This is a genomic window from Stenotrophomonas sp. STK16_22 (assembly GCF_051984505.1).
GTDB lineage: Bacteria > Pseudomonadota > Gammaproteobacteria > Xanthomonadales > Xanthomonadaceae > Stenotrophomonas > Stenotrophomonas maltophilia_A.
Genome location: NZ_CP196972.1, coordinates 2006402 through 2028147, shown reverse-complemented (window position 1 = coordinate 2028147; position 21746 = coordinate 2006402). Strand labels below are relative to the sequence as shown.

Annotated in this window: 18 protein-coding genes; 8 read left to right on the top strand and 10 right to left on the bottom strand. The window is 67.2% G+C overall.

All coding sequences use genetic code 11. The features are described 5' to 3' along the window. Nucleotides 1-65: 65 nt before the first annotated feature. Genes ACSYAO_RS09380 through ACSYAO_RS09370 form a run of 3 tightly spaced genes read right to left on the bottom strand, consistent with a single transcriptional unit; the run spans nt 66 to nt 4770 of the window. Nucleotides 66-458 carry a nuclear transport factor 2 family protein gene (locus tag ACSYAO_RS09380; protein WP_005409466.1) on the bottom strand — a complete coding sequence of 131 codons (393 nt, stop codon included), beginning with the start codon at nt 456-458 and terminating at the stop codon, nt 66-68. Next, complete coding sequence (locus tag ACSYAO_RS09375) at nt 439-3588, bottom strand: multidrug efflux RND transporter permease subunit (RefSeq protein WP_076738999.1); 3150 nt, start codon at nt 3586-3588, stop codon at nt 439-441. Before ACSYAO_RS09375 ends, ACSYAO_RS09380 begins: the two co-directional genes overlap by 20 nt. A gap of 36 nt (nt 3589-3624) precedes the next feature. Further along, the gene (locus ACSYAO_RS09370) at nt 3625-4770 is read right to left on the bottom strand and encodes an efflux RND transporter periplasmic adaptor subunit (protein ID WP_024958332.1); all 1146 of its coding nucleotides are present in this window, start codon (nt 4768-4770) and stop codon (nt 3625-3627) included. A 129-nt stretch (nt 4771-4899) separates the two neighbouring features. On the opposite strand from ACSYAO_RS09370, the gene ACSYAO_RS09365 reads away from it, so the two are divergent. Further along, nucleotides 4900-5616 carry a response regulator gene (locus tag ACSYAO_RS09365; RefSeq protein ID WP_005413196.1) on the top strand — a complete coding sequence of 239 codons (717 nt, stop codon included), beginning with the start codon at nt 4900-4902 and terminating at the stop codon, nt 5614-5616. Continuing rightward, nucleotides 5616-6692: an ATP-binding protein gene (locus tag ACSYAO_RS09360; RefSeq protein ID WP_005409462.1), complete on the top strand. Its 1077-nt coding sequence runs from the start codon at nt 5616-5618 to the stop codon at nt 6690-6692. Before ACSYAO_RS09365 ends, ACSYAO_RS09360 begins: the two co-directional genes overlap by 1 nt. Here ACSYAO_RS09360 and ACSYAO_RS09355 read toward each other — a convergent pair. The 3 genes from ACSYAO_RS09355 to ACSYAO_RS09345 all read right to left on the bottom strand — a co-directional run bounded on the left by ACSYAO_RS09355 (nt 6670) and on the right by ACSYAO_RS09345 (nt 10251). Then, entirely contained in the window at nt 6670-8466 is a 1797-nt protein-coding gene (locus ACSYAO_RS09355) for a DUF7844 domain-containing protein (protein WP_076738998.1), read from the bottom strand. The two genes, ACSYAO_RS09360 and ACSYAO_RS09355, sit on opposite strands and share 23 nt — an antisense overlap. Nucleotides 8467-8500: 34 nt before the next feature. Further along, a complete protein-coding gene (locus tag ACSYAO_RS09350) occupies nt 8501-8800 on the bottom strand; it encodes a DUF2388 domain-containing protein (protein ID WP_005409460.1) in 300 nt (99 codons plus the stop codon). Between the two features lie 62 nt (nt 8801-8862). Then, a complete protein-coding gene (locus tag ACSYAO_RS09345) occupies nt 8863-10251 on the bottom strand; it encodes an FAD-binding oxidoreductase (RefSeq protein WP_024958330.1) in 1389 nt (462 codons plus the stop codon). Nucleotides 10252-10420: 169 nt separating this feature from the next. Here ACSYAO_RS09345 and serA point away from each other — a divergent pair, with 169 nt between their 5' ends. Continuing rightward, nucleotides 10421-11662, top strand: a complete 1242-nt coding sequence (gene serA / locus ACSYAO_RS09340; protein WP_005409458.1) for a phosphoglycerate dehydrogenase — start codon at nt 10421-10423, stop codon at nt 11660-11662. A 79-nt stretch (nt 11663-11741) separates the two neighbouring features. Here serA and ACSYAO_RS09335 read toward each other — a convergent pair whose 3' ends face one another. Then, nucleotides 11742-12356, bottom strand: coding sequence for an NUDIX hydrolase (locus ACSYAO_RS09335; RefSeq protein ID WP_012480055.1), 615 nt, complete (start codon nt 12354-12356; stop codon nt 11742-11744). 133 nt (nt 12357-12489) lie between these two features. On the opposite strand from ACSYAO_RS09335, the gene ACSYAO_RS09330 reads away from it, so the two are divergent. Together ACSYAO_RS09330 and ACSYAO_RS09325 are read left to right on the top strand one after the other, a co-directional pair. After that, nucleotides 12490-13965: an amino acid permease gene (locus ACSYAO_RS09330; RefSeq protein ID WP_005409456.1), complete on the top strand. Its 1476-nt coding sequence runs from the start codon at nt 12490-12492 to the stop codon at nt 13963-13965. Between the two features lie 82 nt (nt 13966-14047). Further along, the gene (locus ACSYAO_RS09325; protein ID WP_012480054.1) at nt 14048-15475 is read left to right on the top strand and encodes an amino acid permease; all 1428 of its coding nucleotides are present in this window, start codon (nt 14048-14050) and stop codon (nt 15473-15475) included. Nucleotides 15476-15739: 264 nt separating this feature from the next. Here the strand turns inward: ACSYAO_RS09325 and ACSYAO_RS09320 are convergent, their stop codons facing one another. Next, a complete protein-coding gene (locus ACSYAO_RS09320; RefSeq protein ID WP_239510425.1) occupies nt 15740-15886 on the bottom strand; it encodes a hypothetical protein in 147 nt (48 codons plus the stop codon). A 321-nt stretch (nt 15887-16207) separates the two neighbouring features. Then, nucleotides 16208-16582 (bottom strand): hypothetical protein, encoded by a 375-nt coding sequence (locus ACSYAO_RS09315; RefSeq protein WP_032957971.1) that lies wholly within the window; start codon nt 16580-16582, stop codon nt 16208-16210. Between the two features lie 252 nt (nt 16583-16834). Between ACSYAO_RS09315 and ACSYAO_RS09310 the strand changes: the two genes are divergently transcribed. The 3 genes from ACSYAO_RS09310 (at nt 16835) to mtnC (ending at nt 18825) form a co-directional block, all read left to right on the top strand. Beyond that, entirely contained in the window at nt 16835-17476 is a 642-nt protein-coding gene (locus tag ACSYAO_RS09310; protein ID WP_043035629.1) for a methylthioribulose 1-phosphate dehydratase, read from the top strand. Nucleotides 17477-17568: 92 nt separating this feature from the next. Continuing rightward, complete coding sequence (locus tag ACSYAO_RS09305; RefSeq protein WP_005409451.1) at nt 17569-18126, top strand: 1,2-dihydroxy-3-keto-5-methylthiopentene dioxygenase; 558 nt, start codon at nt 17569-17571, stop codon at nt 18124-18126. Between the two features lie 3 nt (nt 18127-18129). Next, the gene (mtnC, locus tag ACSYAO_RS09300; RefSeq protein WP_033833463.1) at nt 18130-18825 is read left to right on the top strand and encodes an acireductone synthase; all 696 of its coding nucleotides are present in this window, start codon (nt 18130-18132) and stop codon (nt 18823-18825) included. A 259-nt stretch (nt 18826-19084) separates the two neighbouring features. Here mtnC and ACSYAO_RS09295 read toward each other — a convergent pair whose 3' ends face one another. After that, nucleotides 19085-21703, bottom strand: coding sequence for a beta-mannosidase (locus tag ACSYAO_RS09295; protein ID WP_076738997.1), 2619 nt, complete (start codon nt 21701-21703; stop codon nt 19085-19087). Nucleotides 21704-21746: the final 43 nt, after the last annotated feature.

Below are 21746 nucleotides of genomic sequence, written 5' to 3'. Positions count from 1 at the left end.
CACTACAGAGAGGCTCGACCCTACCACCTGTCGGTGAGCGGGGCCTGAAAGCGGCCTGACCGCACTCATGCGGCCAGTACCGCCATCGACAACAGCTGCGCGCCGCTTTCGCCGGAACTGCAGGTCCACACCCGCAGCAGGCGCAGTTTCAGCTCGCGCTCCCGGCCCTGCCCGCGCACCGACAAGCGCACGTCGCTGGACAACAATGCCAGGCGTCCGCACAGCAGCGTTTCCACCGCGTACGACTGCAGGCTGCGCACCTGCAGGTTTCCGGCCAGCCAGTCGCCCAGCCAAGGCAGGTCGAGCAAGCGCCCGCCCTGCCCGTCCATCATGAACAATGCCGGCGATACCAGCGCAGTCAGCGCATCGTGGTCGTCATCCAGCAATGCCTGCCGCAGGCGCTGTTCCAGCGCTGCCAACTGCCGCTCATGCAGGTCTTCAACGATGTCCCGTTCCATCCACGGATCCTTCCGGCATCGGCCGGCGCCTGCGCAGGCGTTGCGCGATCCACTGCCGCGTGCCCTGCACCACTACATAGAAGACCGGCACGAAGAACACCGCCAGCACCGTCGCACTGACCATGCCGCCGAACACACCGGTTCCAATCGCCTGCTGGGTTTCCTTCGACGCGCCCTGCGCCAGCATCAGTGGCACCACGCCCAGCGCGAATGCCAACGAGGTCATCACGATCGGCCGCAGGCGCAGCCGCGCCGCCTCCAACGCCGCTTCAACCAGGCCGCGACCCTGCTGCTGCAGCTGGCGCGCGAACTCGACGATGAGGATCGCGTTCTTCGCCGACAGCCCGATCACGGTGATCATGCCGACCTTGAAGAACACGTCGTTGGGCATGCCCCGCAACAGCACCGCAGCAACCGCACCGAGCAGGCCCAGCGGCACCACCAGCATCACCGCCAGCGGGATCGACCAGCTCTCGTACAGTGCCGCCAGCACCAGGAACACCACCAGCATCGACAACAGCAGCAACCACGGCGCCTGCGCACCGGACTCCCGCTCCTGCAGCGACTGGCTGGTCCACTGCAGGGCAAAACCGGACGGCAGCTTCTCCGCCAACCGCTCCATCTCCGCCATGGCCTGGCCGGTCGACACGCCGGAGGCCGGTGCGCCGGACAGGTTCAGCGCCGGGAAGCCGAGATAGCGCTGCAGCTGCAGCGGCGCCTCGGTCCAGTGCGGCGTCACCAGCTCCGACAACGCCACCATGCCGCCTTCGCTGTTGCGCACGTACAGCTTCAGCACGTCCTCCAGCTCCATCCGGTGGGGTGCATCGGCCTGCAGGATCACCTGCTGCAGCCGCCCCTTGTTGGGGAAGTCGTTGACGTACTGCGAGCCCATCGCCGCCGACAGCGTGCTGCTGATCTGCTCGAACCCCACGCCCATCGCCTCGGCCTTGGCGCGATCGATGTCCAGCCGCACGCTGGTACCTGCCGGCAGGCCATCGGCATGCACCTCCGACAGCAGCGGACTGGCCTCGGCCAGCTTCAGCAGCTGCTGCAGGGCCGCACGCAGTTCGGCCTGGCTCTGCCCGGTGCGCGCCTGCAGCGCCAGCGAGAAGCCGGACGAACGGCCCAGGCTGTCGATCGCCGGCGGCATCACGCTCATCACCTCGCCCTCGGCAATCGTCGCCATCGCCTTCTGCGCGGCCTCCACTTCGCCGGCCGCGGTGGCCCCTGCACGCTCGCCCCAGTCCTTCAGCATCGTGTAGGTCAGCGCCGCGCTCGGGCCGGAACCGGAGAAGCTGTAGCCGAGGATCGACTGGTTGGAGCCGATGCCCGGGCGTGACGCCACGTGCCGTTCGTAGGCTTCGACCACGGCCAGCGTGCGTTCGGCGGTGGCTTCGGCCGGCAGCTGGATCGAGGTCATGAAGTAGCCCTGGTCCTCTTCCGGCAGGAAGGCGCCCGGCAGCCAGTGCAGGCCCAGCAGCAGCGCCGCCACCAGCGCGGCGAACACGCCCATCACCCGCCCGCTCCGCTGCAGCACCGACGCCACGCCACGCTGGTAGCGCCCGGTCATCTTCTCGAAGCCACGATTGAAGGCGCCGAACAGACCGCCCCGACCATGGTGGCCATGGGTGTTCGGGCGCAGCAGGGTCGCGCACAGCGCCGGCGTCAGGCTCAATGCCAGCAGCGCCGAGAACAGGATCGACACCGCCATCGCCACGGTGAACTGGCGGTAGATCGCGCCCACCGAGCCGCTGGCCAGCGCCATCGGAATGAACACCGCAGTCAGCACCAGGGTGATGCCGATCACCGCACCGGTCAGTTCGCGCATCGCCTTGATGGTGGCCTCGCGCGGCGGCAGGTCTTCCTCGGCCATGATCCGTTCCACGCCCTCGACCACCACGATGGCGTCGTCGACGATGATGCCGATTGCCAGCACCATGCCGAACATGGTCAGCACATTGATCGAGAAGCCCAGCGCCAGCATCACCGCGAAGGTGCCCAGCAACGCGATCGGTGCGACCAGTGCCGGAATCAGCGTGTAGCGCCAGTTCTGCAGAAACAGGTACATCACTGCGAACACCAGCAGCATCGCCTCCAGCAGCGTCTGCACCACCTTCTGGATCGAGATCTTGACGAACGGTGCGGTGTCGAACGGAATGCTCGCCTCCACGCCGCGCGGCAGCAGCGGCGCCAGTTCGGCCATGCGCTCACGCACCGCCGACGCGGTACGCACCGCGTTCGCGCCAGGACGCAGCTGCACGCCGGCGGCGGTGGCCGGATGGCCATCCTCGCGGGTGCCCCAAGCATAGCTCTGCGCGCCCAGTTCAACGCGGGCGACATCGCCCAGCACCACCCGCGAGCCGTCGGCCCCGGCGCGCAGCACGATGGCAGCGAACTGCTCCGGCGTGGACAGCTGGCCATCGGCACTCAGCGGCACGGTGATGCGCTGGCCCGGAACACCCGGAGAATCGCCGATGCGCCCCGGCGAGATCTCCAGGTTCTGCTGCTCGATGGCAGCGGCCACGTCACCCATGGTCAGCCCATAGCCGGTCAACCGGGTCGGGTCCAGCCACACGCGCATCGCCTGCTCGGCACCGAACAGCTGCACGCGGCCGACGCCATCGATGCGGCGCAGCTCCTCGATGATGTTGCGCGCCATGAAGTCGCCCAGTGCGGCCTCGCTGACGCTGGCATCCGGCGAACGCAGGCCGACCAGCATCAGGAAGCCGGAATCGGCGGCCTCCACGAACAGGCCGTTCTGGCGCACGCTGCGCGGCAGGCGCGGCTCGATCGCCTTGATCCGGTTCTGCACGTCCACCTGCGCCAGCTCCGGGTTGGTGCCCGGCTTGAAGGTGGCGGTGATCGAGGCTTCGCCGGACGTGTCCACCGAAGACTCGAAGTACAGCAGGTGCTTGACGCTGGACAGCTCGCGCTCGATCAGGCCGACCACCGCGTCATTCAGCGTCTGCGGGCTCGCACCCGGGTAACTGGCGTAGATGCTGACGCTGGGCGGGGCAACCGCCGGATAGCGCTCCACCGCCAGCCGCGGGATCGCCAGCACACCGGCCAGGATGATGAAGATCGCCAGCACCCAGGCGAACACCGGGCGATCGATGAAGAAACGTGCCATGTTGGATTTTCCTGGAGGGACCGGCCCGGTAGAGGCTCAGCCCTTGCTGCCGGCCTGCACCGCGCCGGCGCTGGCGACCGGCATCTGCCAATCGCGCGCATCGACCACCACGCCTTCCTGCAGGCGTTCCTGGCCTTCGACCACCACCTTTTCGCCCGCCTTCAGGCCGGTGCGCACCAGCCATTGGCGATCGACACTACCGTCCACTTCCAGCGTGCGGATCACCGCCTTGCCATCGCCACCGATCACCCAGGCATAGGCCTGGCCACCGGCACTGCGCAGCACGGCCTGCTGTGGCACGGTCAGTGCGCTGGCCGGCGCACCCCGCGGCACCTTCGCGCGCACGTACATGCCGGGCAGCAGCTGGCGCTGCGGGTTGTCGACCAGGATGCGCAGGATCACATCACCGGTGCGCGCATCGACATTGATACCGGAGAACAGCATCTGGCCACGTTCGGGCAGCGGCTTGCCGGCCGCACCGATGATCGTCACCGGCAGCTCGCCGCCACCGGCACTGCGTTGCAGCGACTCGAGCTGCGCCGCTGGCTGGCGCACATCGACGTAGACCTGGTCGATCTGCTGCACCACCGCCATCGGCTCGGCATCGGCCACGCCGACCAGTGCACCTTCGGTCACCAGCGCCTGGTCGATGCGGCCGGCAATCGGCGCGCTGACCGTGGCATAGCGCAGATCGAGCTGGCGACGCGCCAGGATCGCGCGCGCTTCGTTCACCGCGGCACGGGCCTGTTCGTACTCGGCACTGGCATCGTCGCGGTGCTGCTGGCTGACCGCCTGCGCGGCCGCCAGCGCATGCAGGCGCTGCGACTGCACGCGGCTGCGGCCCAGGGCTGCCTCACTGCGCTGCAGCGCGGCCAGTGCCGAGTCGACATCGGCACGGAACGCCGCCGGATCGATCTGGAACAGGGCCTGGCCGGCGCGCACTTCCGCACCCTGCTCAAACAGCCGGCGCTGCACGATGCCGCCCACCTGGGCACGGATCTGTGCGGTGCGTACGGCGGCCACGCGGCCGGGCAGTTCGTCATCGCGCTGCACGACCTGCGGGCCGACAGTGACCACGCTGACGCGCGGTGCCGCTTCGGGCGTGGCTTCGGGGGCGGAGCAGGCCGTCATGGCCAGGGCGAGGGCCGCGATCAACGCGACCGGAGTCCTGAAGGTTCTCATTGCTGTGCACAATGCCGCGCGGGCGGCTGATAGGTTCTGAAGCGTGCAGTCTGCGGGGCGATGATGGGGTTTCGATGGAGGAACTGTGGAGATACGATGGAGGCAAGCACCTTAAGGCCCCGCCCCTGCATGCATGCCTCCCCTGCCCTCGCCGCCCTCGTCCTGATCGTCGAGGATGAGGCCGAGATCGCCGATATTCTTACCGCCTACCTGGAACGCGAAGGACTACGCACCCTGCGTGCCGCCGATGGCCACAGTGCACTGGACCTGCACCGCAGCGCCCGCCCCGACCTGGTCCTGCTCGACGTACAACTGCCGCGGCTGGATGGCTGGAGCGTACTGACCCAGCTACGCCAGCGCGGCGAAACGCCGGTGATCATGCTGACCGCGCTGGACCAGGACCTGGACAAGCTGACTGCGCTGCGCATGGGCGCCGACGACTACGTGGTCAAGCCGTTCAATCCAGCCGAAGTGGCAGCGCGCGTGCGCGCCGTGCTGCGGCGTACGCTGCGTGGCTCGCGCGTGGACGCACCGACCGCACTGCGCGCGGGCCCGTTGCTGATCGACTCGGCCACCCATGCCGTGCATGTGGAAGGCGACGGCTACAGCCACGAAGTGCTGCTCACCCTCACCGAGTTCAAGCTGCTGCACTGCATGGCGCTGGCGCCGACCCGCATCTTCAGCCGCAGCGAACTGATGCACGAATGCCTGCCGGAAAGCGAGGCGCTGGAGCGCACGGTCGACAGCCATGTCAGCAAGCTGCGCCGCAAGCTGGATGAAGTGGGCATGGTCAATGTTCCGGCCAGCGTGCGCGGTGTCGGCTACCGGTTGATGGCCGACCGCTGATGGCCCGCCTGCGCCGCTCCGGGCTCAGTCGCCACATCATCGTCTCGATGTCGCTGATGGTGATCGGCGTCATCGTGATGATGATCCTGTCATCGTGGCTGCTGTACGCGGTGCTGGTCGAGTTCTTCCCCGGCAGTGCCGAAGAGCCGGAAAGCTGGCTGCCGACCGGGCCGGAGCTGGCATGGATGGTCGGGGTGATCCTGACCGGCCTGGCACTGGCCATCGCCGCCTCGTTCCGCCTTGCCCACCGCATCCTGTCGCCCTTGAATTCGCTGGTCGACAGCGTGCGCGCGCTTGCCGGCGGCGACCTCGGTGCGCGCGCCAGCGCCCAGGAAAACTCGCCCGGCGAAGTGGCCACCCTGGTCGAGGATTTCAATGCGATGGCGCGCCGCCTGCAGCACATGGAGAGCGAGCGCGCGATGTGGCATGCGGCCATTGCCCATGAACTGCGGACTCCGGTGACGATCCTGCGTGGTCGCCTGCAGGGGCTGGCCGAGGGCGTGTTCCAGCCAGACGAATCCCAGTTCCGCAGCCTGCTGGCACAGGTCGAAGGCCTCTCACGCCTGATCGAGGATCTGCGCGTGTTGAGCCTGTCCGACAACGCGCGGTTGGACGTACGCCGCGCGCGCACCGACGTGGTGGCCGAAGTGCATTCGGTGATGACCCTGGTCGACCCGCAGTTCCGCGCCGCCGGCTTCGTGCTGGAGCTGGAAACCAGCCGCGAGGAACACAACGCGCACTGTGACCCGACACGCTTGCGCCAGGCCCTGCTGGCACTGCTGGAGAATGCGCGCCGCTACGCCAGCCCGGGCAAGGTGCGGATTGCCGTGCACGACACGCCCGGACACGTGCAGGTGGCGATCGAGGACGAAGGCCCGGGCATCGACCCGGAACTTCACACCGACATCTTCACTCCGTTCATGCGCGCCGACGGCTCGCGCTCCCGCCAGGGCGGCGGCAGCGGGCTGGGCCTGGCGGTGGTCAAGGCCATCGCCGATGCACATGGCGGCCGCGTCTACTGCACGCCCGGCAGCGCCGGCGGCAGCCGCTTCGTCATCGAGCTTCCGCGCCAGTAGCGGGCGTGGCTGCCTGTTCCCGCAGGCGTGCGCCGAGCGCGGCGAGGTTGGCATCGATCGCATCCATCTCGTTGCGCTGGCCCGCCGGCAACTGCTGGCGCAGCTGCACGCGCAGCGCCTGCCACGCCGGCACCGCCTGCGCACTGGCGGTGGCCACGACCTCGGACAACAGCGCCTGCTCATCGGCAAGCGGCAACCCGTAGCCATCGTCGACCAGCAGCGTACCCGGGCGCAGCCATTGCCCACCCTGCTCCAGCAGCTGGCGCAGGCCGCGCGTCTCGGCACTGTCCGGTGCCGCCAGCAGGCGCCGTTTCAGCACATCGCGCGCGCGCAGTTCGGCGCGGCGTTGCGCAGCCTGTTCCAGCAGCAGCAGCCCGGCGCTGGCACGCAGGTCACCCTGCAGCAGCCAGGGCGCACGCTGCTGTGCGGGCAGCTTCAGCCAGGCGCGCACATCGCGCACCGGCAGCCCCAGCTGTGAGCTCGCCACCGCGAACAACTGCTGATAGTGATCGCGCGCCGAGGCAAAGTAGTAGCCCTGCGCCTGCGCTGCATTGCGGTCCGTCAGCACCTGCTCGTCCAGCACATGCAGCCGGGACAGCCGACGCTTCAACCCGCGCGGACTCAGCTGGGCCAGCCCGGCCTCCCCCAGGCGCGGCACGCCCGCCTGCAGCAGCTTTGCGGTTTCCACCGCGCAGTTGTTGCTGACGAAGTAATAGCGCCCGTCGTAGCTCCAGTGCACCTGTGCAGTGCGCTCGAGCAGGCCGGCGATCTCGCCGGGCGACAACTGCAACGGCAGCGACTGCAACCCACGCAGTTCCACCTTGGTGTACTCGTCCACCACCTGCTGCAGCGGCAGCACGAACAGCCGCGAGGGATAGCCGCCGGTCAGGCCACGCCAGTTGGAAATCTGCACATCACCCACGAATGCGCGGAACGACAGCACGCGGTGGTGCTCCAGGTCCAGGCGGCAGTCCGGCCCCGGCGCACGGCCCGGCCGGCAGATCACCAGCCGCAGCATGCTGTGCCCCCAGCGGCTCATCAGCTGCGCACTGCCTTCGGCGAACAGGTAGTCCACGGCGTAGACGCGCGAAGGATCGAGCTGCAGCAGCGATGCCGCACCCTCTTCCGATTCGGCCTGCAGCAATGGCAACGTGGCCGCGCAGTGCGACTGCGGCAGCGATGGCGGGGTTCCGAAATGGGCCTGGTACCACTGCGCCAGCGCCGGGCGCCGGCAGGCAAACTCGCTGTCGAGCACGAAATGCTCGGCGTTCACTGCCAGGTACTCGGCCGGATCCTTCAGTTCATAGGCATCCGGACTACGGTCACGGAAGTCGTTGCCACCACGGCCGAGATGCCAGGGCTTGCGCTGCCATCCGGCCAGGTCGCGCCAGCGCGCACTGCGCGACCAGTTCGCGCCGCTACGGTCTGCAACATGGGTCAGTTCATGCACCAGCGCGCTGCGTCGTGCACGGCGTGCGCCGGGCACGGCATCATCCAGCAGCTCGCGACGCAGGTCGATGCGGCCGGCGAAAGCGCGACCGTGCACATCGGCCGGCAGGTGGTCGCTCCAGCGCACCTGCACGTGTGCTGGCAGTGAGCGCAGCAGGCCATCTGGCAGCAGGGACTGCACGTCGGCCAGGGTCTGCATCGCCACCTGCTGCTGTGCAGGGCTCAGCCCTTCCGGATCCAGGCGCAGGTCGCTGCTGGCATGTGCGGCCGGAACGGCCAGCAGTAGAGCCAGGCCATGCCTGGCTGCGTTCCGTGCAGATGTCATGGCGTTGCCAGCCAGCGGCCGGCACTACCCGGGATCAACGCGCCAGCAGCGCGCGGGCCAGTTCCAGGTCGCTCTGCTGCTGCGCGGCAGCGCTCTGCTCACGCAGGTGGACCAGCGCGGCCTGCAGGCGGGCGCCACGGATCTGGCCGTCGCTGGCGATGAACGCGGCGGCATCGTCGCGTGCGGCCTGCACCACCTTGTCGTCGCCCGAGCTGCTGGCCGAAGAGCCCGACGATGCACCGGTGGCGGAACCGGCCGAGGTGCCGGCGAAGCTGGAAGCGAAGCCGGCCAGCGGCAGGGACAGCAGGGCGAGCAGCAGAAGCGGACGGGTCATCGGTTCGAAGCCGGTTGTGAGGATGCGTGGAGCGTAACGGGTGCGTGAAGGATTTGCCCGGCTCAAACGTCGAACAGCTTGCCGGGATTCAGCCGCGCTTGGGGATCGAACGCACGTTTGACCGCCTTCATCAGGGCGATCTCGGCCGGGCCGCGGGTGCTGTCCAGGTAGCCCTTCTTGACCAGGCCGATGCCGTGTTCAGCCGAGATGCTGCCATCGAACCGGGCCAGCACCTGCGCCAGCAGCTTGGTCACATGCTCGCACTGCGCCACGAAATCGGCGTCGCTGGTGTCATCGGGCTTGAGCACGTTGATGTGCAGGTTGCCGTCACCGATATGACCGAACCACACCACATCGAAGTGCGGGTAGGCCTGCCCGATCAATGCCTGGGTCTCGGCCAGGAACGCCGGCATCGCCGAGATCCGCACCGAGACGTCGTTCTTGTAGGGCTTGTAGCGCGCCAGCGATTCGGTGATGCCTTCGCGCAGGCGCCACAACTGGGCGGCCTGGGCATCGCTGGCACTGATCACGCCGTCGCTGACCCAGCCGTTGCCCATGCAGTCCTCGAAGGCCGCCATCGCCGCCGCTTCCTGCGCTTCGTCGTTGGCGGCGAACTCGGTGACCACGTAATACGGGTGCACCTCGTCGAACGGTGCCTGCGCACCATGCGCCAGCACGTGCTCCAGCGCGCGATCAGTGAAGAATTCGAAGGCCTGCAGCTGCAGCCGTGCGCGGAACGCGGCGAATACCTGCATCAGCACTTCGAAGCTGGGCAGCGCCAGCAGCATCACGTTGCTGGCCGGCGGCGGATCGGTCAGCTTCACCGTCGCTTCGACGATCACGCCCAGCGTGCCTTCCGAACCGATCAGCAGCTGGCGGAAGTCATAGCCGCTGGAGTTCTTGATCAGGCCCTTGTTGAGCTCCAGCAACTCGCCACTGGCGGTGACCACCTTCAGCCCGGCGATCCACTCGCGGGTGTTGCCGTAACGGATCACGCGGATGCCACCGGCATTGGTGGCGATGTTGCCGCCGATCGTGCAGGAACCACGCGCGGCGAAATCCACCGGGTAGATCAGGCCGTGGTCCAGCGCGGCGTTGTGCACGGCTTCCAGCGGCATGCCGGCCTGCACCACCAGGGTGCGATCGACCGCGTCGTAGGCCAGCGCCTTGTTCATCCGTTCCAGGCTGAGCACCAGCTCGCCGTTGGCAGCCACCGCGCCACCGGAGAGGCCGGTACGGCCGCCGGACGGCACCACGGCCACGCCCTCGCCTGCACTCCAGCGCATCACCGCCTGCACTTCCTCGACCGTGGCCGGCAGTGCGATCGCCAGCGGCGCCGGCGTCCAGCGCCGGGTCCAGTCGCGCCCGTAGTGCTCCAGGTCGGCCGGGTCGGTCTTCAGCTTCAGGCCGGGACAGGCCTGCTGCAGCGAGGCAATGCGGGAATCGGTCATGACGGTCCAGCGCGGGGCGTGAAGAACGGGCAAGCGTGCCAGCGGCACGCGCCAGCGTCCAGCCCCGCCGCGCTGCAGATAGCTACGGATGCAACCAATTGCGCACTGCACCATGGGCGCTTCGATCTGGCATAGTGGTCAGCCCCTGTCCCACTGGCCGTGTCGCCCCATGTCGCCGAAGAAGACCTCGTTCCCCAAGCAGGATATCCGCGTGCTGTTGCTGGAGGGGGTCAGCCAGACCGCCGTGGAGGTGTTCAGCGCCGCCGGCTACAGCCAGATCGAGGCGCACACCAAGGCGCTGCCCGAGGACGAACTGAAGGCGCGCATCGCCGAGGCGCACATCGTCGGCATCCGCTCGCGCACCCAGCTCAGCGCCGAGGTGCTGGCCGAGGCCAAGCGCCTGATCGCGGTGGGCTGCTTCTGCATCGGCACCAACCAGGTCGACCTGGACGCGGCCGAGCTGGCCGGCATCCCGGTGTTCAACGCGCCCTATTCCAACACCCGCAGCGTGGCCGAGCTGGTCATTGCCGAGGCGATCATGCTGACCCGTGGCATTCCGCAGAAGAATGCCGAGTGCCATCGCGGCGGCTGGTCGAAGTCGGCCAGCGGCAGCCATGAGGTGCGTGGCAAGACCCTGGGCATCATCGGCTATGGCCACATCGGCACCCAGGTCGGCGTGCTGGCCGAATCGCTGGGCATGCAGGTGATCTTCCACGACGTGGAAACCAAGCTGGCGCTGGGCAATGCGCGTGCTGCGGCCAGCCTGGACGACCTGCTGGCCCGCGCCGACATCGTCACCCTGCATGTGCCGGAGACCCCGGCCACGCAGTGGATGATCGGCAGCACCGAGCTGGCGAAGATGCGCAAGGGCGCGCACCTGATCAACGCCGCGCGCGGCACCGTGGTCGACATCGATGCGCTGGACGCGGCGCTGGCCAGCGGCCACGTCGGTGGCGCCGCGCTGGACGTGTTCCCGGTCGAGCCGAAGGGCAATGGCGATATCTTCGAATCGCCGCTGACCCGCCACGACAATGTGATCCTGACCCCGCACGTGGGCGGCAGCACGCTGGAGGCGCAGGACAACATCGGCGTGGAGGTGGCGGCCAAGCTGGTGCGCTACAGCGACAACGGCAGCACCCTGTCGGCGGTCAACTTCCCGGAAGTGACCCTGCCCGAACACGAAGACAGCCTGCGCCTGCTGCACATCCACCAGAACGTGCCGGGCGTGCTGTCCAAGGTCAACGAGATCTTCTCGCGACACAACGTCAACATCGACGGCCAGTTCCTGCGCACCGACCCGAAGGTGGGCTACGTGGTGATCGACATCACCGCCAGCGAGGCACAGGCCGCCGCCGTGCGCGACGAACTGGCCGCGATTCCGGGCACGCTGCGGACGCGCATCCTGTATTGAAAAAAGGGGACGGAGGGGATTAAGTCGTTTGCGGCACATGCGCTATAAACGACTTAATCCCCTCCGTCCCCTTTTTACCTCAACGTGCCAGCCAGCGTCGCGCCATGCGCTGCATGGACTCGTCCGATTCCGGATCGGACACGACTTCGGTCACCGGCCGCCATGCCAGGTCAAGTGACTCCTCGCTGAGCACGAAGGCTTCGCCACCCAGCGCGCGGATTACGAAACGCACGTCGTAGTGCCAGTGCCCCGGCACGTCCTTGCGCTCCGGGATCCAGTGCTTGTCCAGATCGAAGATCGCCGGGTCTTCCAGCACCAGGCCGCTCAGGCCCGACTCCTCTTCGGCCTCCTTCAGCGCCACCTGGGCCAGGTCACGGTCGCCGTCGGCGTGGCCGCCCAGCTGCAGCCAGCGTTGCAGCTTGCGGTGGTGGGTCAGCAGCAGGCGCTGGCCATCGGCACTGACCAGCCAGCAGCTGGCGGTGAAGTGGCCGGCCAGGCGCTCGCGGCGGAACGGATCTTCCGGATCGTCCAGCAATGTGCCGAATTCGGCAGCCAGTGCGTCGTGGGCAGGCTCACGGCGGGCATAGTCCCGCAGCAGGCCACGCAAGCGATCGTCAAGCACGGCAAGGGTTTCGGCGGTCTGGCGCATGAATGGGGGCGGTCTGGAAAAATACTGCTCATTATCGCCGTTCATTGTTGCGATTGCGCTTGTGCGTTGGCTTCAGCTTTGGCTAAGGTACAGCGGGCCGTTCGCGCGGCCTTCACCATTCCAGGGTTGCCGGCAACGTATCGGCGGCCCACCCCATCCGATCACTAGGAAGTACTGCATGCTGAAAGCTCTGTTGAGGGTCAAGCCGGTTGAACCGGCCGGGCACGTCGATGCCGGCGAACCCATCGAAGGCAGCCTGGACGGCGAAGCCACGCTGAAACGGACCCTCACGGCTAAACACCTCATCCTGCTTGGCGTGGGTGCGGTGATCGGCGCTGGTATCTTCGTGCTGACCGGCCAGGCCGCGGCCAACCATGCCGGCCCGGCGGTGATGCTTTCGTTCGTGCTGGCCGGTTTCGCCTGTGCCCTGGCGGGCCTGTGCTACGCCGAGTTCGCGGCGATGATGCCGGTCTCCGGCAGTGCCTACTCGTACTCCTACGCCACCCTGGGCGAAGGCATGGCCTGGTTCATCGGCTGGTGCCTGGTGCTGGAGTACCTGTTCGCCTCGGCCTCGGTCGCGGTGGGCTGGTCGGCGTACCTGATCAGCTTCATCACCACCACCTTGCACATGCCGTTCCCGGACCTGCTCAGCGCCGCGCCCATCGCCTGGACCGGCAGCGAGTTCGTCTCCTCCGGCAAGCTGTTCAACCTGCCGGCGGTGCTGATCGTGGCGGCGGTGTCCGGCCTGCTGTACGTGGGCGTGACCCAGTCGGCCTTCGTCAACGCGATCATCGTGGCGATCAAGGTCACCGTCATCTGCCTGTTCATCGGCATCGGCGCGGCCCATATCGACCCGGCCAACTGGCAGCCGTTCATCCCGGAAAACACCGGCGTGCCGGGTGAGTTCGGCTGGAGCGGCATCTTCCGCGCGGCCACCATCGTGTTCTTCGCCTACATCGGTTTCGACGCGGTCTCCACCGCCGCCGGTGAAACCAAGGACCCACAGCGCAACATGCCGATCGGCCTGCTCGGCTCGCTGGCGGTGTGCACCATCGTCTACATCATCGTCTGTGCGGTGCTGACCGGCATGATGCCGTACCACCTGCTGGGCACCGACAAGCCGGTGGCCACCGCGCTGGAGCCCTACCCGACCCTGTCCTGGCTTAAGACGTTCGTGGAAATCGGCGCCATCGCCGGCCTGTCCTCGGTGGTGCTGGTGATGATGATGGGCCAGACCCGCATCGCTTACACCATCTCCCGCGACGGCCTGTTGCCGAAGTTCTTCGGCAAGGTCCACGCCCGCTTCCGCACCCCGTACGTCGCCACCATCGTGGTCGGCGTGATCGCTGCCGCGCTGGCCGGCCTGGTGCCGCTGAACGTGCTCGGCGAACTCGTCTCGATGGGCACCCTGCTGGCCTTCGCCACCGTCTGCGTCGGCGTGCTGGTGCTGCGCTATACCAAGCCGGACCTGCACCGCCCGTTCCGCGTGCCGATGGTGTGGATCATCTGCCCGCTCGGCGCGGCCACCTGCCTGTTCCTGTTCTGGCAGGCGTTCGTCGTGCATTGGCACCTGTTCGTTGGCTGGACCCTGCTCGGCCTGCTGATCTACCTGGGCTACGGCATCCGCAACAGCAAGCTGGCCAAGTCGCCCTGATCCGCCTACGGGCCGGCCTCGCGCCGGCCCGTCCGTTTTCCCCGCGCGCCGCCCGTGGCGCGCTTCGACAAGACCACCACACATGTTCAAGCAACTGTGGGCCACCAAGCACCCGCATGCCGCCCATGAAGACGCCAACGGCCTGAGCCTGCGCCGCCACCTCGGCCCCTGGGGCCTGACCGCCCTCGGTATCGGCGCGGTGATCGGCGGCGGCATCTTCGTCATCACCGGCCAGGCCGCCGCCAACCACGCTGGCCCGGCCATCATGCTGTCCTTCGTGCTGGCCGCGATCTGCTGCGCCTTCTGCGCACTGGCCTATGCCGAGTTCGCCTCGATGGTGCCGGTCTCCGGCAGCGCCTACACCTACACCTACGCCACCTTCGGCGAGCTCTCGGCCTGGTTCATCGGCTGGATGCTGGTGCTCGAGTACGGCGTCTCCGCCTCGGCGGTCGCGGTCAGCTGGACCGGCTATTTCCTCAGCCTGCTCAGCCAGTTCGACATCCATCTACCGGCGGCGCTGGTCAGCGCCCCACTCGATGCACAGCTGCGCCCCACCGGCGCGATCGCCAACCTGCCGGCCGCTGCGCTGGTACTGCTGCTGACCTGGCTGTGCTACGTCGGCATCAGCAAGTCCTCGGCGATGAACATGGCAATGGTCGTGCTGAAGACCGGCCTGATCCTGCTGGTCATCGTGGTCGGCTGGAAGTACGTGGACACCAGCAACTGGACGCCGTTCATTCCCGCCAACGAAGGGCCTGGCAAGTACGGCATGGAAGGCGTGCTGCGTGGCGCGGCGATGGTGTTCTTCGCCTACATCGGTTTCGAAGCGGTGTCGGTGGCGGCGCAGGAATCGAAGAATCCGCAGCGTGACATGCCGTTCGGCATGATGCTGTCGCTGGTGATCTGCACCGTGCTGTACATCGCGATGGCTGCGGTGATGACCGGCCTGGTGCCGTTCCAGCTGCTCGGCACCGACGAGCCGGTGGTGACTGCCGTGGCCGCGCATCCGCAGCTGGGCTGGCTGCGCTGGGTGGTCGAGGTCGGCGCGCTGGTCGGCCTGTCCTCGGTGGTGCTGGTGATGATCATCGGCCAGCCGCGCATCTTCATGATCATGGGCCGCGATGGCCTGCTGCCGCCGGTGTTCACCAGGATCCACCCGAAGTACCGCACTCCGCACATCAACACCGTGATCACCGGCATCGGCATCGCGCTGCTGGCGGCGCTGTTCCCGCTGGACATCCTCGGCGAGCTGACCTCGATGGGCACGCTGATCGCGTTCGCCGCAGTCTGCGCCGGCGTGCTGATCCTGCGCCGTACCCAGCCGGACCTGCCGCGCCCGTTCCGCATGCCGATGGCGTGGCTGATCTGCAGCCTGGGCGTGTTGAGCTGCCTTGCCCTGCTGTCGGCGATGACGATGCACAACTGGATGCTGATGGGGGTGTGGACGTTCGTCGGTTTCGTGATCTATTTCTGCTACGGGTTCCGGCACAGCCGCCTGCGCGCGAAATAAAGGGATTGCAGGGCCTGCGGCCCTGCACCCGCCGGAGCCGGAGCAACTTCCAGAGCAACAGCTGGGTTGAGGGTTTCGCGGGGAGGCATGGGTTAGCGGGGGACGCCGTGAATCCATCCCTGGAGGCTTGGCCGCGGCATCCATGCCGCGGACACCCCCGCGAACCCATGCCTCCCCGCCCCTGACACTTTCCCGGCACGTCCGGTAGATCCACGCCATGTGTGGATGATGGTCATTCCCAGCGACCAAGGCGCCCGACGATGATCATCTGCGGCCAAACCAGATGGTCTTCTGTATCCAGCCTGCGCCGCCCATGCAACCCATGAAGTACTCATGGTTACCGTTGACGTTGACGTCCACGGTGTAGCGCTCGGTCTTTGGCATCAGCATCGCTCTGCCCTGCAGCGCCACCGCGACTCATCCAGCGGATCAGCATGATCACTGAAGCGGGCCCATTCGGTCGCACAACCGCCGGTCAACAGCGCAAGCCCCGCAGCAACGGCCATTCGCATACACGTAGCCATCTCCATCATCACTTCTCGATTTCCGGTCGCAGCACGCGCTCGTACTTTCCGTCCACGTCGTACGTGTTCTTGTCCTGCCCCCTGCTCGTCTCCAGCCTCAACGCCTAAACGGTTCGCAGAGCCAGATCATTCTCCGCTGGCCCCTGTTGCCTCGACTCCGTTGAGCAGCAACCGGTCGAGCCCCTGTCGTCCGCTGCGTCGGCCCCGCCTAGCGGCGATTGAACCAGATGAGCTGCTGCTGCCAGCCGGCACCGGCCATGCAGGCATTGAACTCGCTGCTGCGGTCGGACGCGTTGACGTCCACGATGTAACTCTCCTCTTTCGGCATGGGTACCATGTTGTACTTGCCGTCAATGGCGCAGACTTCATCAAGCCTGCAGGGCACCTTGCGGTCTTCGTAGACGGTGCGCGTGGCCACTTCATTCCTGACCGGCCAGTGATCGTCGGCCTGCGCCCTGCAACTCGAATGGGCGGGGCCGAATGACCGCGCACCCGCATCCATCTTCACCCATTCCATCGTGCAGCCACTGCTGGCAAGCATGATGCCAATCGCCCCCATCATCCCCATCGCGCGCGCGATCATCGAAGTACTCCTTTCCTTGGCGCTCGCCGGAACTTCTGCGGCAATCCGATGATGTTTCGCGGCAAGAGGGCTGTCCACGACCGGAATCGCTTCCAGCGGGAGCGCTGCCCTCCCCATTCAGCCAGCGCTGTGCTTGCCTCGATCCAACCCCTGCGCGCCGCCTGCCAGCACACCGCTTCGCGTTGCCCACGCAACAGGCAGGAGGTCGCCGCGCGGGCCCAGCATCGGGCCGGATCACGTAAAATGCCGTCCATGGACACCACCACCTTCCCCTACGACACCGCCCGCCTGGGCGAACTGGCCCAGCTGCTGATCGACAACGTCCGCGAACTGGCCCAGGCCGGCTGGACCCCGGCCACCAGCAGCAACTTCTCCCACCGCCTGGATGACCGCCACGCCGCGATCACCGTCTCGGGCAAGGACAAGGGCCGCCTGATCGAGGACGACATCATGGTGGTGGACTTCGATGGCAAGGCCGTCGGCCGCCCGCTGCGCCCCTCCGCCGAAACCCTGCTGCACACCCAGCTGTACCGCCGCTTCCCGGAAATCGGCTGCGTACTGCACACCCATTCGCCGGTGCAGACCATTGCCTCGCGCCTGTACGCGCCGCAGGGTCATGTGCACCTGGAAGGCTACGAACTGCTGAAGGCCTTCGCCGGCAACAGCACCCACGAGATGGCCATCGACGTACCGGTGTTCGCCAACACCCAAGACATGAACGTGCTTTCGAAGCAGGTCGATGATCTGCTCGACCGCCAGAACCTGTGGGGCTACCTGATCGACGGCCACGGCCTGTACGCCTGGGGCCGTGACATGGCCGAGGCGCGGCGCCACCTGGAAGCCTTCGAATTCCTGTTCCACTGCGAACTGGAACTGCGCAGGCTGCGCGGCTGAACCCGTGCGCAGGTGCAGATGCCGATCCGGAATCTGCGCCCCGCCCCCGCCCTGCTACCCTGTCTTCCCCCCGAGACGTTCAAGCTGCCGCCATGAGCCGACTGCGCATCTACGACGACACCCGCCCCGAATCGCCGCTGCTGGACACCCAGGACGGCGCGGTCATCGCTGCCGAACTGCAGAAGATCGGCGTCACCTTCGAGCGCTGGCAGGCCACCGCGCCAGTCGCGCCGGGCGCCAGCCAGGAGGAAGTGTTCGCTGCCTACCGTGCGGACATCGACCGCCTGGTCGCCGAGCGCGGCTTCAAGAGCGTGGACGTGGCCTCGATCGCCCCGGACAACCCCAACCGCGCCGAGCTGCGGAAGAAGTTCCTCGACGAACACTTCCACAAGGAAGACGAGGTGCGCTTCTTCGTCGCAGGCTCCGGCCTGTTCACCCTGCACGTGGGCGACAAGGTCTACGAGATCGAGTGCGTGAAGGACGACCTGATCGCCGTGCCCGATGGCACCACCCACTGGTTCGACATGGGCGATGAACCGAGCTTCGTGGCGATCCGCTTCTTCACCGAGCCGGACGGCTGGGTGGGTCATTTCACCGGCACCGACATCGCGCAGAAGTTCCCCCGTTACGTACCTACCCAGGCGTCCTGATCCATGCAGCCCCGCGTCATCCTGACCGACATCGAAGGCACCACCAGCAGCATCTCGTTCGTCAAGAACGTGCTGTTCCCCTATGCCCGCAAGGCCTTGCCGGCGTTCGTCGCCGAACATGGCCAGCAGCCAGAGGTCCGCCGCTGGCTGGACGCGGTGGCTACCGAGATCGGCGGCGCCTGCCAGGACAGCCTGGTGGCCGAGACGCTGCAGGGCTGGATCGACCAGGACCGCAAGCACACCGCGCTGAAGGCGCTGCAGGGCCTGATCTGGGATGAAGGCTACCGCCGCGGCGACTACACCGCGCACTTCTACCCGGAAGTGGCGCCGGTGCTGAAGGGCTGGCACGCTGCCGGCCTGCCGCTGTACGTGTACTCCTCCGGCTCGGTGCCGGCGCAGAAGCTGTTCTTCGGTTTCAGCGATGCCGGTGACCTCAGCCCGCTGGTGTCGGGCTGGTTCGATACCGAGATCGGTGGCAAGCGCGAGGCCGACAGCTACCGCCGCATCGTGCAGGCGATCGGCGTGCCGGCCGGCGAGATCCTGTTCCTGTCGGATGTGGTGGAGGAATTGGACGCCGCCCGCGAAGCCGGCCTGCAGACCCGCCTGATCGATCGCCTGGACGATTACCCGATGCCGCGCATCGGCCAGGCCGCCAACGGCCACGAGCGGGTCGAGAACTTCCAGCAGATCCAGCTGTAAAGAAGAGAGGTGTGCGGACCAACGGTCCGCACCTACCCGTCTCCGCGTCTGGTAGATGCCAACCTTGGTTGGCATGTTCGGGGTGTGCCAACCAAGGTTGGCACCTACCAAAACAGGATGTGCCGCCCTCAACGATCAAGGTGTGCGGACCAACGGTCCACACCTGCCCGGCTCCGCGTCTGGTGGATGCCAACCTTGGTTGGCATGTTCCGGGTGTGCCAACCAAGGTTGGCACCTGCCAATGCGGGCTACGCCGCCCTCAACGATCGTTGAGGGTCTTCAGCTTCATTGCTTCGTGCAGGGCAGTCAGGTCCACCGGGCCGCGCACCGCAATGTCCCGGGTCTCGCCCGGCAGCAGGTCCAGCAGGTTGTCTTCGACCTGCACATCCAGCGAGCCGAAATCGATCCACGTCGCGCGCACGTAAGCCGCGCTTTCCAGGCGTAGACGATAGTGATCGCCTTCGATGGACAAGGTGGCCTTCAGCTTCTGCCGCGGCAACACCTGGTCTTTGGCTTCGACGAATCCGACGACCTGGCGGGCACTGACCGCCCCGTTCTGCAGCAGCTCGAACACGGCCACCGTGCGCTTCGGATCGGCACCGGCCAGCAGCTCGGCATCGCGGAAATCACCAATCGAGGTGACGCCCGCCGCCGTCAACGCCACCGCGTCCTCGCGACGACGCAGCACCTTGCCATCCACATCCATCACCCGCAGCCGCCAACGTGCGTCTGCGGCAGCGCCATCATTGATCAGGCGCACCCGCGTACTGCCCTCATCACGCAATGCCGCCAGCGTGACCGGCGCGAAGAAGCGCCGCGCGGCGTAGTGCAGCGCCTTCCAGCGACCGAAGTAGTCCACGCTGGACCATGAAGCACCCGGCCAGACGTCGTTGAGCTGCCAGTACAGCGAGCCCATCGTGTACGGCCGCGAGGCGCGATGGTGCAGCGCGGCCAGCGCGATGCCATCGGCCTGCATCACCTGGCTGAGGTAGACGAAGTCCTCGAAGTCCTTCGGCGTGCCGTAGCCCAGTTCGATGTAGTGCAGCAGGCGGCTGTTGCCCTCGCCGGCCATGAATTTCTGGTGCGCGCGGATCACCGGGCTGTCGATGCGCTGCTCGGCGCGGGTGGCAATCTGGTCCACGGTGGCCACCGACGGCCATGCCTGCAGGCCGTACTCGGACATGAAGCGCGGCGTCTCGCGCAGGTAAGCCTGCACCGGCAGCGCCGGATTGCCCCAGACCTGCCAGTAGTGCTTGTCGCCACGGGTCGAGTCGTTCGCCTTTTCGTCCAGGTCGTTACTGGGCGAGCTGGACCAGTACGGCACGCCCAGCCCCTCCTCACCCACTACCTGGCGCAGGTCATTGCCGAACAGGTCGACATAGCCCTGCCAGACCTTCTCGGCAAACGCCGGGTCGGCCGCCTTCAGGTCGCGGCCGTGGCCCCAGTCCTTCCAGGCGGTTTCTTCCTCGTTGTTGCCACACCACAGCACGATGCTGGGGTGATGGCGCAGCCGGCGCACATTGTCGCGTGCCTCGGCCACCACGCTGGCACGGAAGGCCGGATCGTAGCCCGGCTGCATGCCACCACCGAACATGAAGTCCTGCCAGACCAGCAGGCCCAGTTCGTCGGCGATGTCGAAGAAGGCATCGTCCTCGTAGTAGCCGCCCCCCCAGTTGCGCAGCATGTTCATGTTGGCGTCGCGTGCGGCGGTCAGCACCTGGCGCAGGCGCGCGGCGTCGACCCGTGCGGGGAAGGCATCGAACGGAATGACGTTGGCGCCCTTTGCGAAGATCTCCACGCCGTTGATGACGAAAGCGAAGCCCTGCCCGCCCTTGCCGTCTTCCTCGCGGCGCAGTTCAACCGTGCGCAGGCCGATACGCTGCTCGCGCACCAGCGCTGCATCGACACCATCATCCAGGCGGACCTGCACGGTGTAGCGGTCCTGTGCACCGTGGCCGGCCGGCCACCAGCGCTGCGGCTTGACCAGTTCGACCGGTACTTCGACGGCGTTCTGGCCGGGCTTCAGCAGCACCGTGCGCTGCACCTGGGCCACGCTGCGACCCTGCGGATCGCGCACATCGACATGGACCACCGCAGAACCGGCCGCCGCGCCCTGCTCCATCTCCAGCAGCACGGCCAGCTTCGCCTGCTCCGCGCTCAATGCATCGGTACGCACGGCAAGATCGGTCAGGCGGTGCGCATCCCAGGCCTGCAGGTCGACCCCGCGCCACACGCCGGCGGTGACATAGCGCGGGCCCCAGTCCCAGCCGAAGTGATAGGCCGGCTTGCGCGCGAAGTTGCCGACCATCGCGTCCTTGGGCTCATCGCCATAGGGCGAAGGATAGTTGCCGGCGATCTTGTGCGGCATCGCCTGTACACCGGGAAGCAGTGTGCGGATTGGTGAACGGAACACGATCTGCAGTTCATTGCCATTCGCGCGCAGGCGCCCGTCCACGCGCGCACGCCAGGTGCGGTGCGCGTTGTCCGCGCTCAGCAGCGGCCTGCCGTTGAGGCTGACTTCGGCATAGGTATCCAGCCCGTCGAAGCGCAGCTCGGCATTGGGCTTGGCCAGTGTCGCCGCATCCACGTCGAAGCGGGCGCGGTATTCCCAGGCAGCCAGCCCGATCCATTGCAGCTCTGCCTCAGGCGCACCGACGTACGGATCGCGGATCAGCGCGTGGGCGAGCAGGTCGGTGTGCACGCTGCCCGGCACCTTCGCCGCACGCCATTGCTGCAGGCCCGGGTGGGCTGCACCCTGCGCATCACCGGGCAGCATGCGGAATTCCCACTGTGCCTGCAGCGGGGCTGCAGTTGCCGGGAAGGCGGAGGCTGCGATCAGCAGCAGGAGCAGACGGACAACGAGGGAAAGGCGATGCACGCGGAGCTCCTGTTTTTCCGCCGGGCGTCGCCCGGCGCTACCG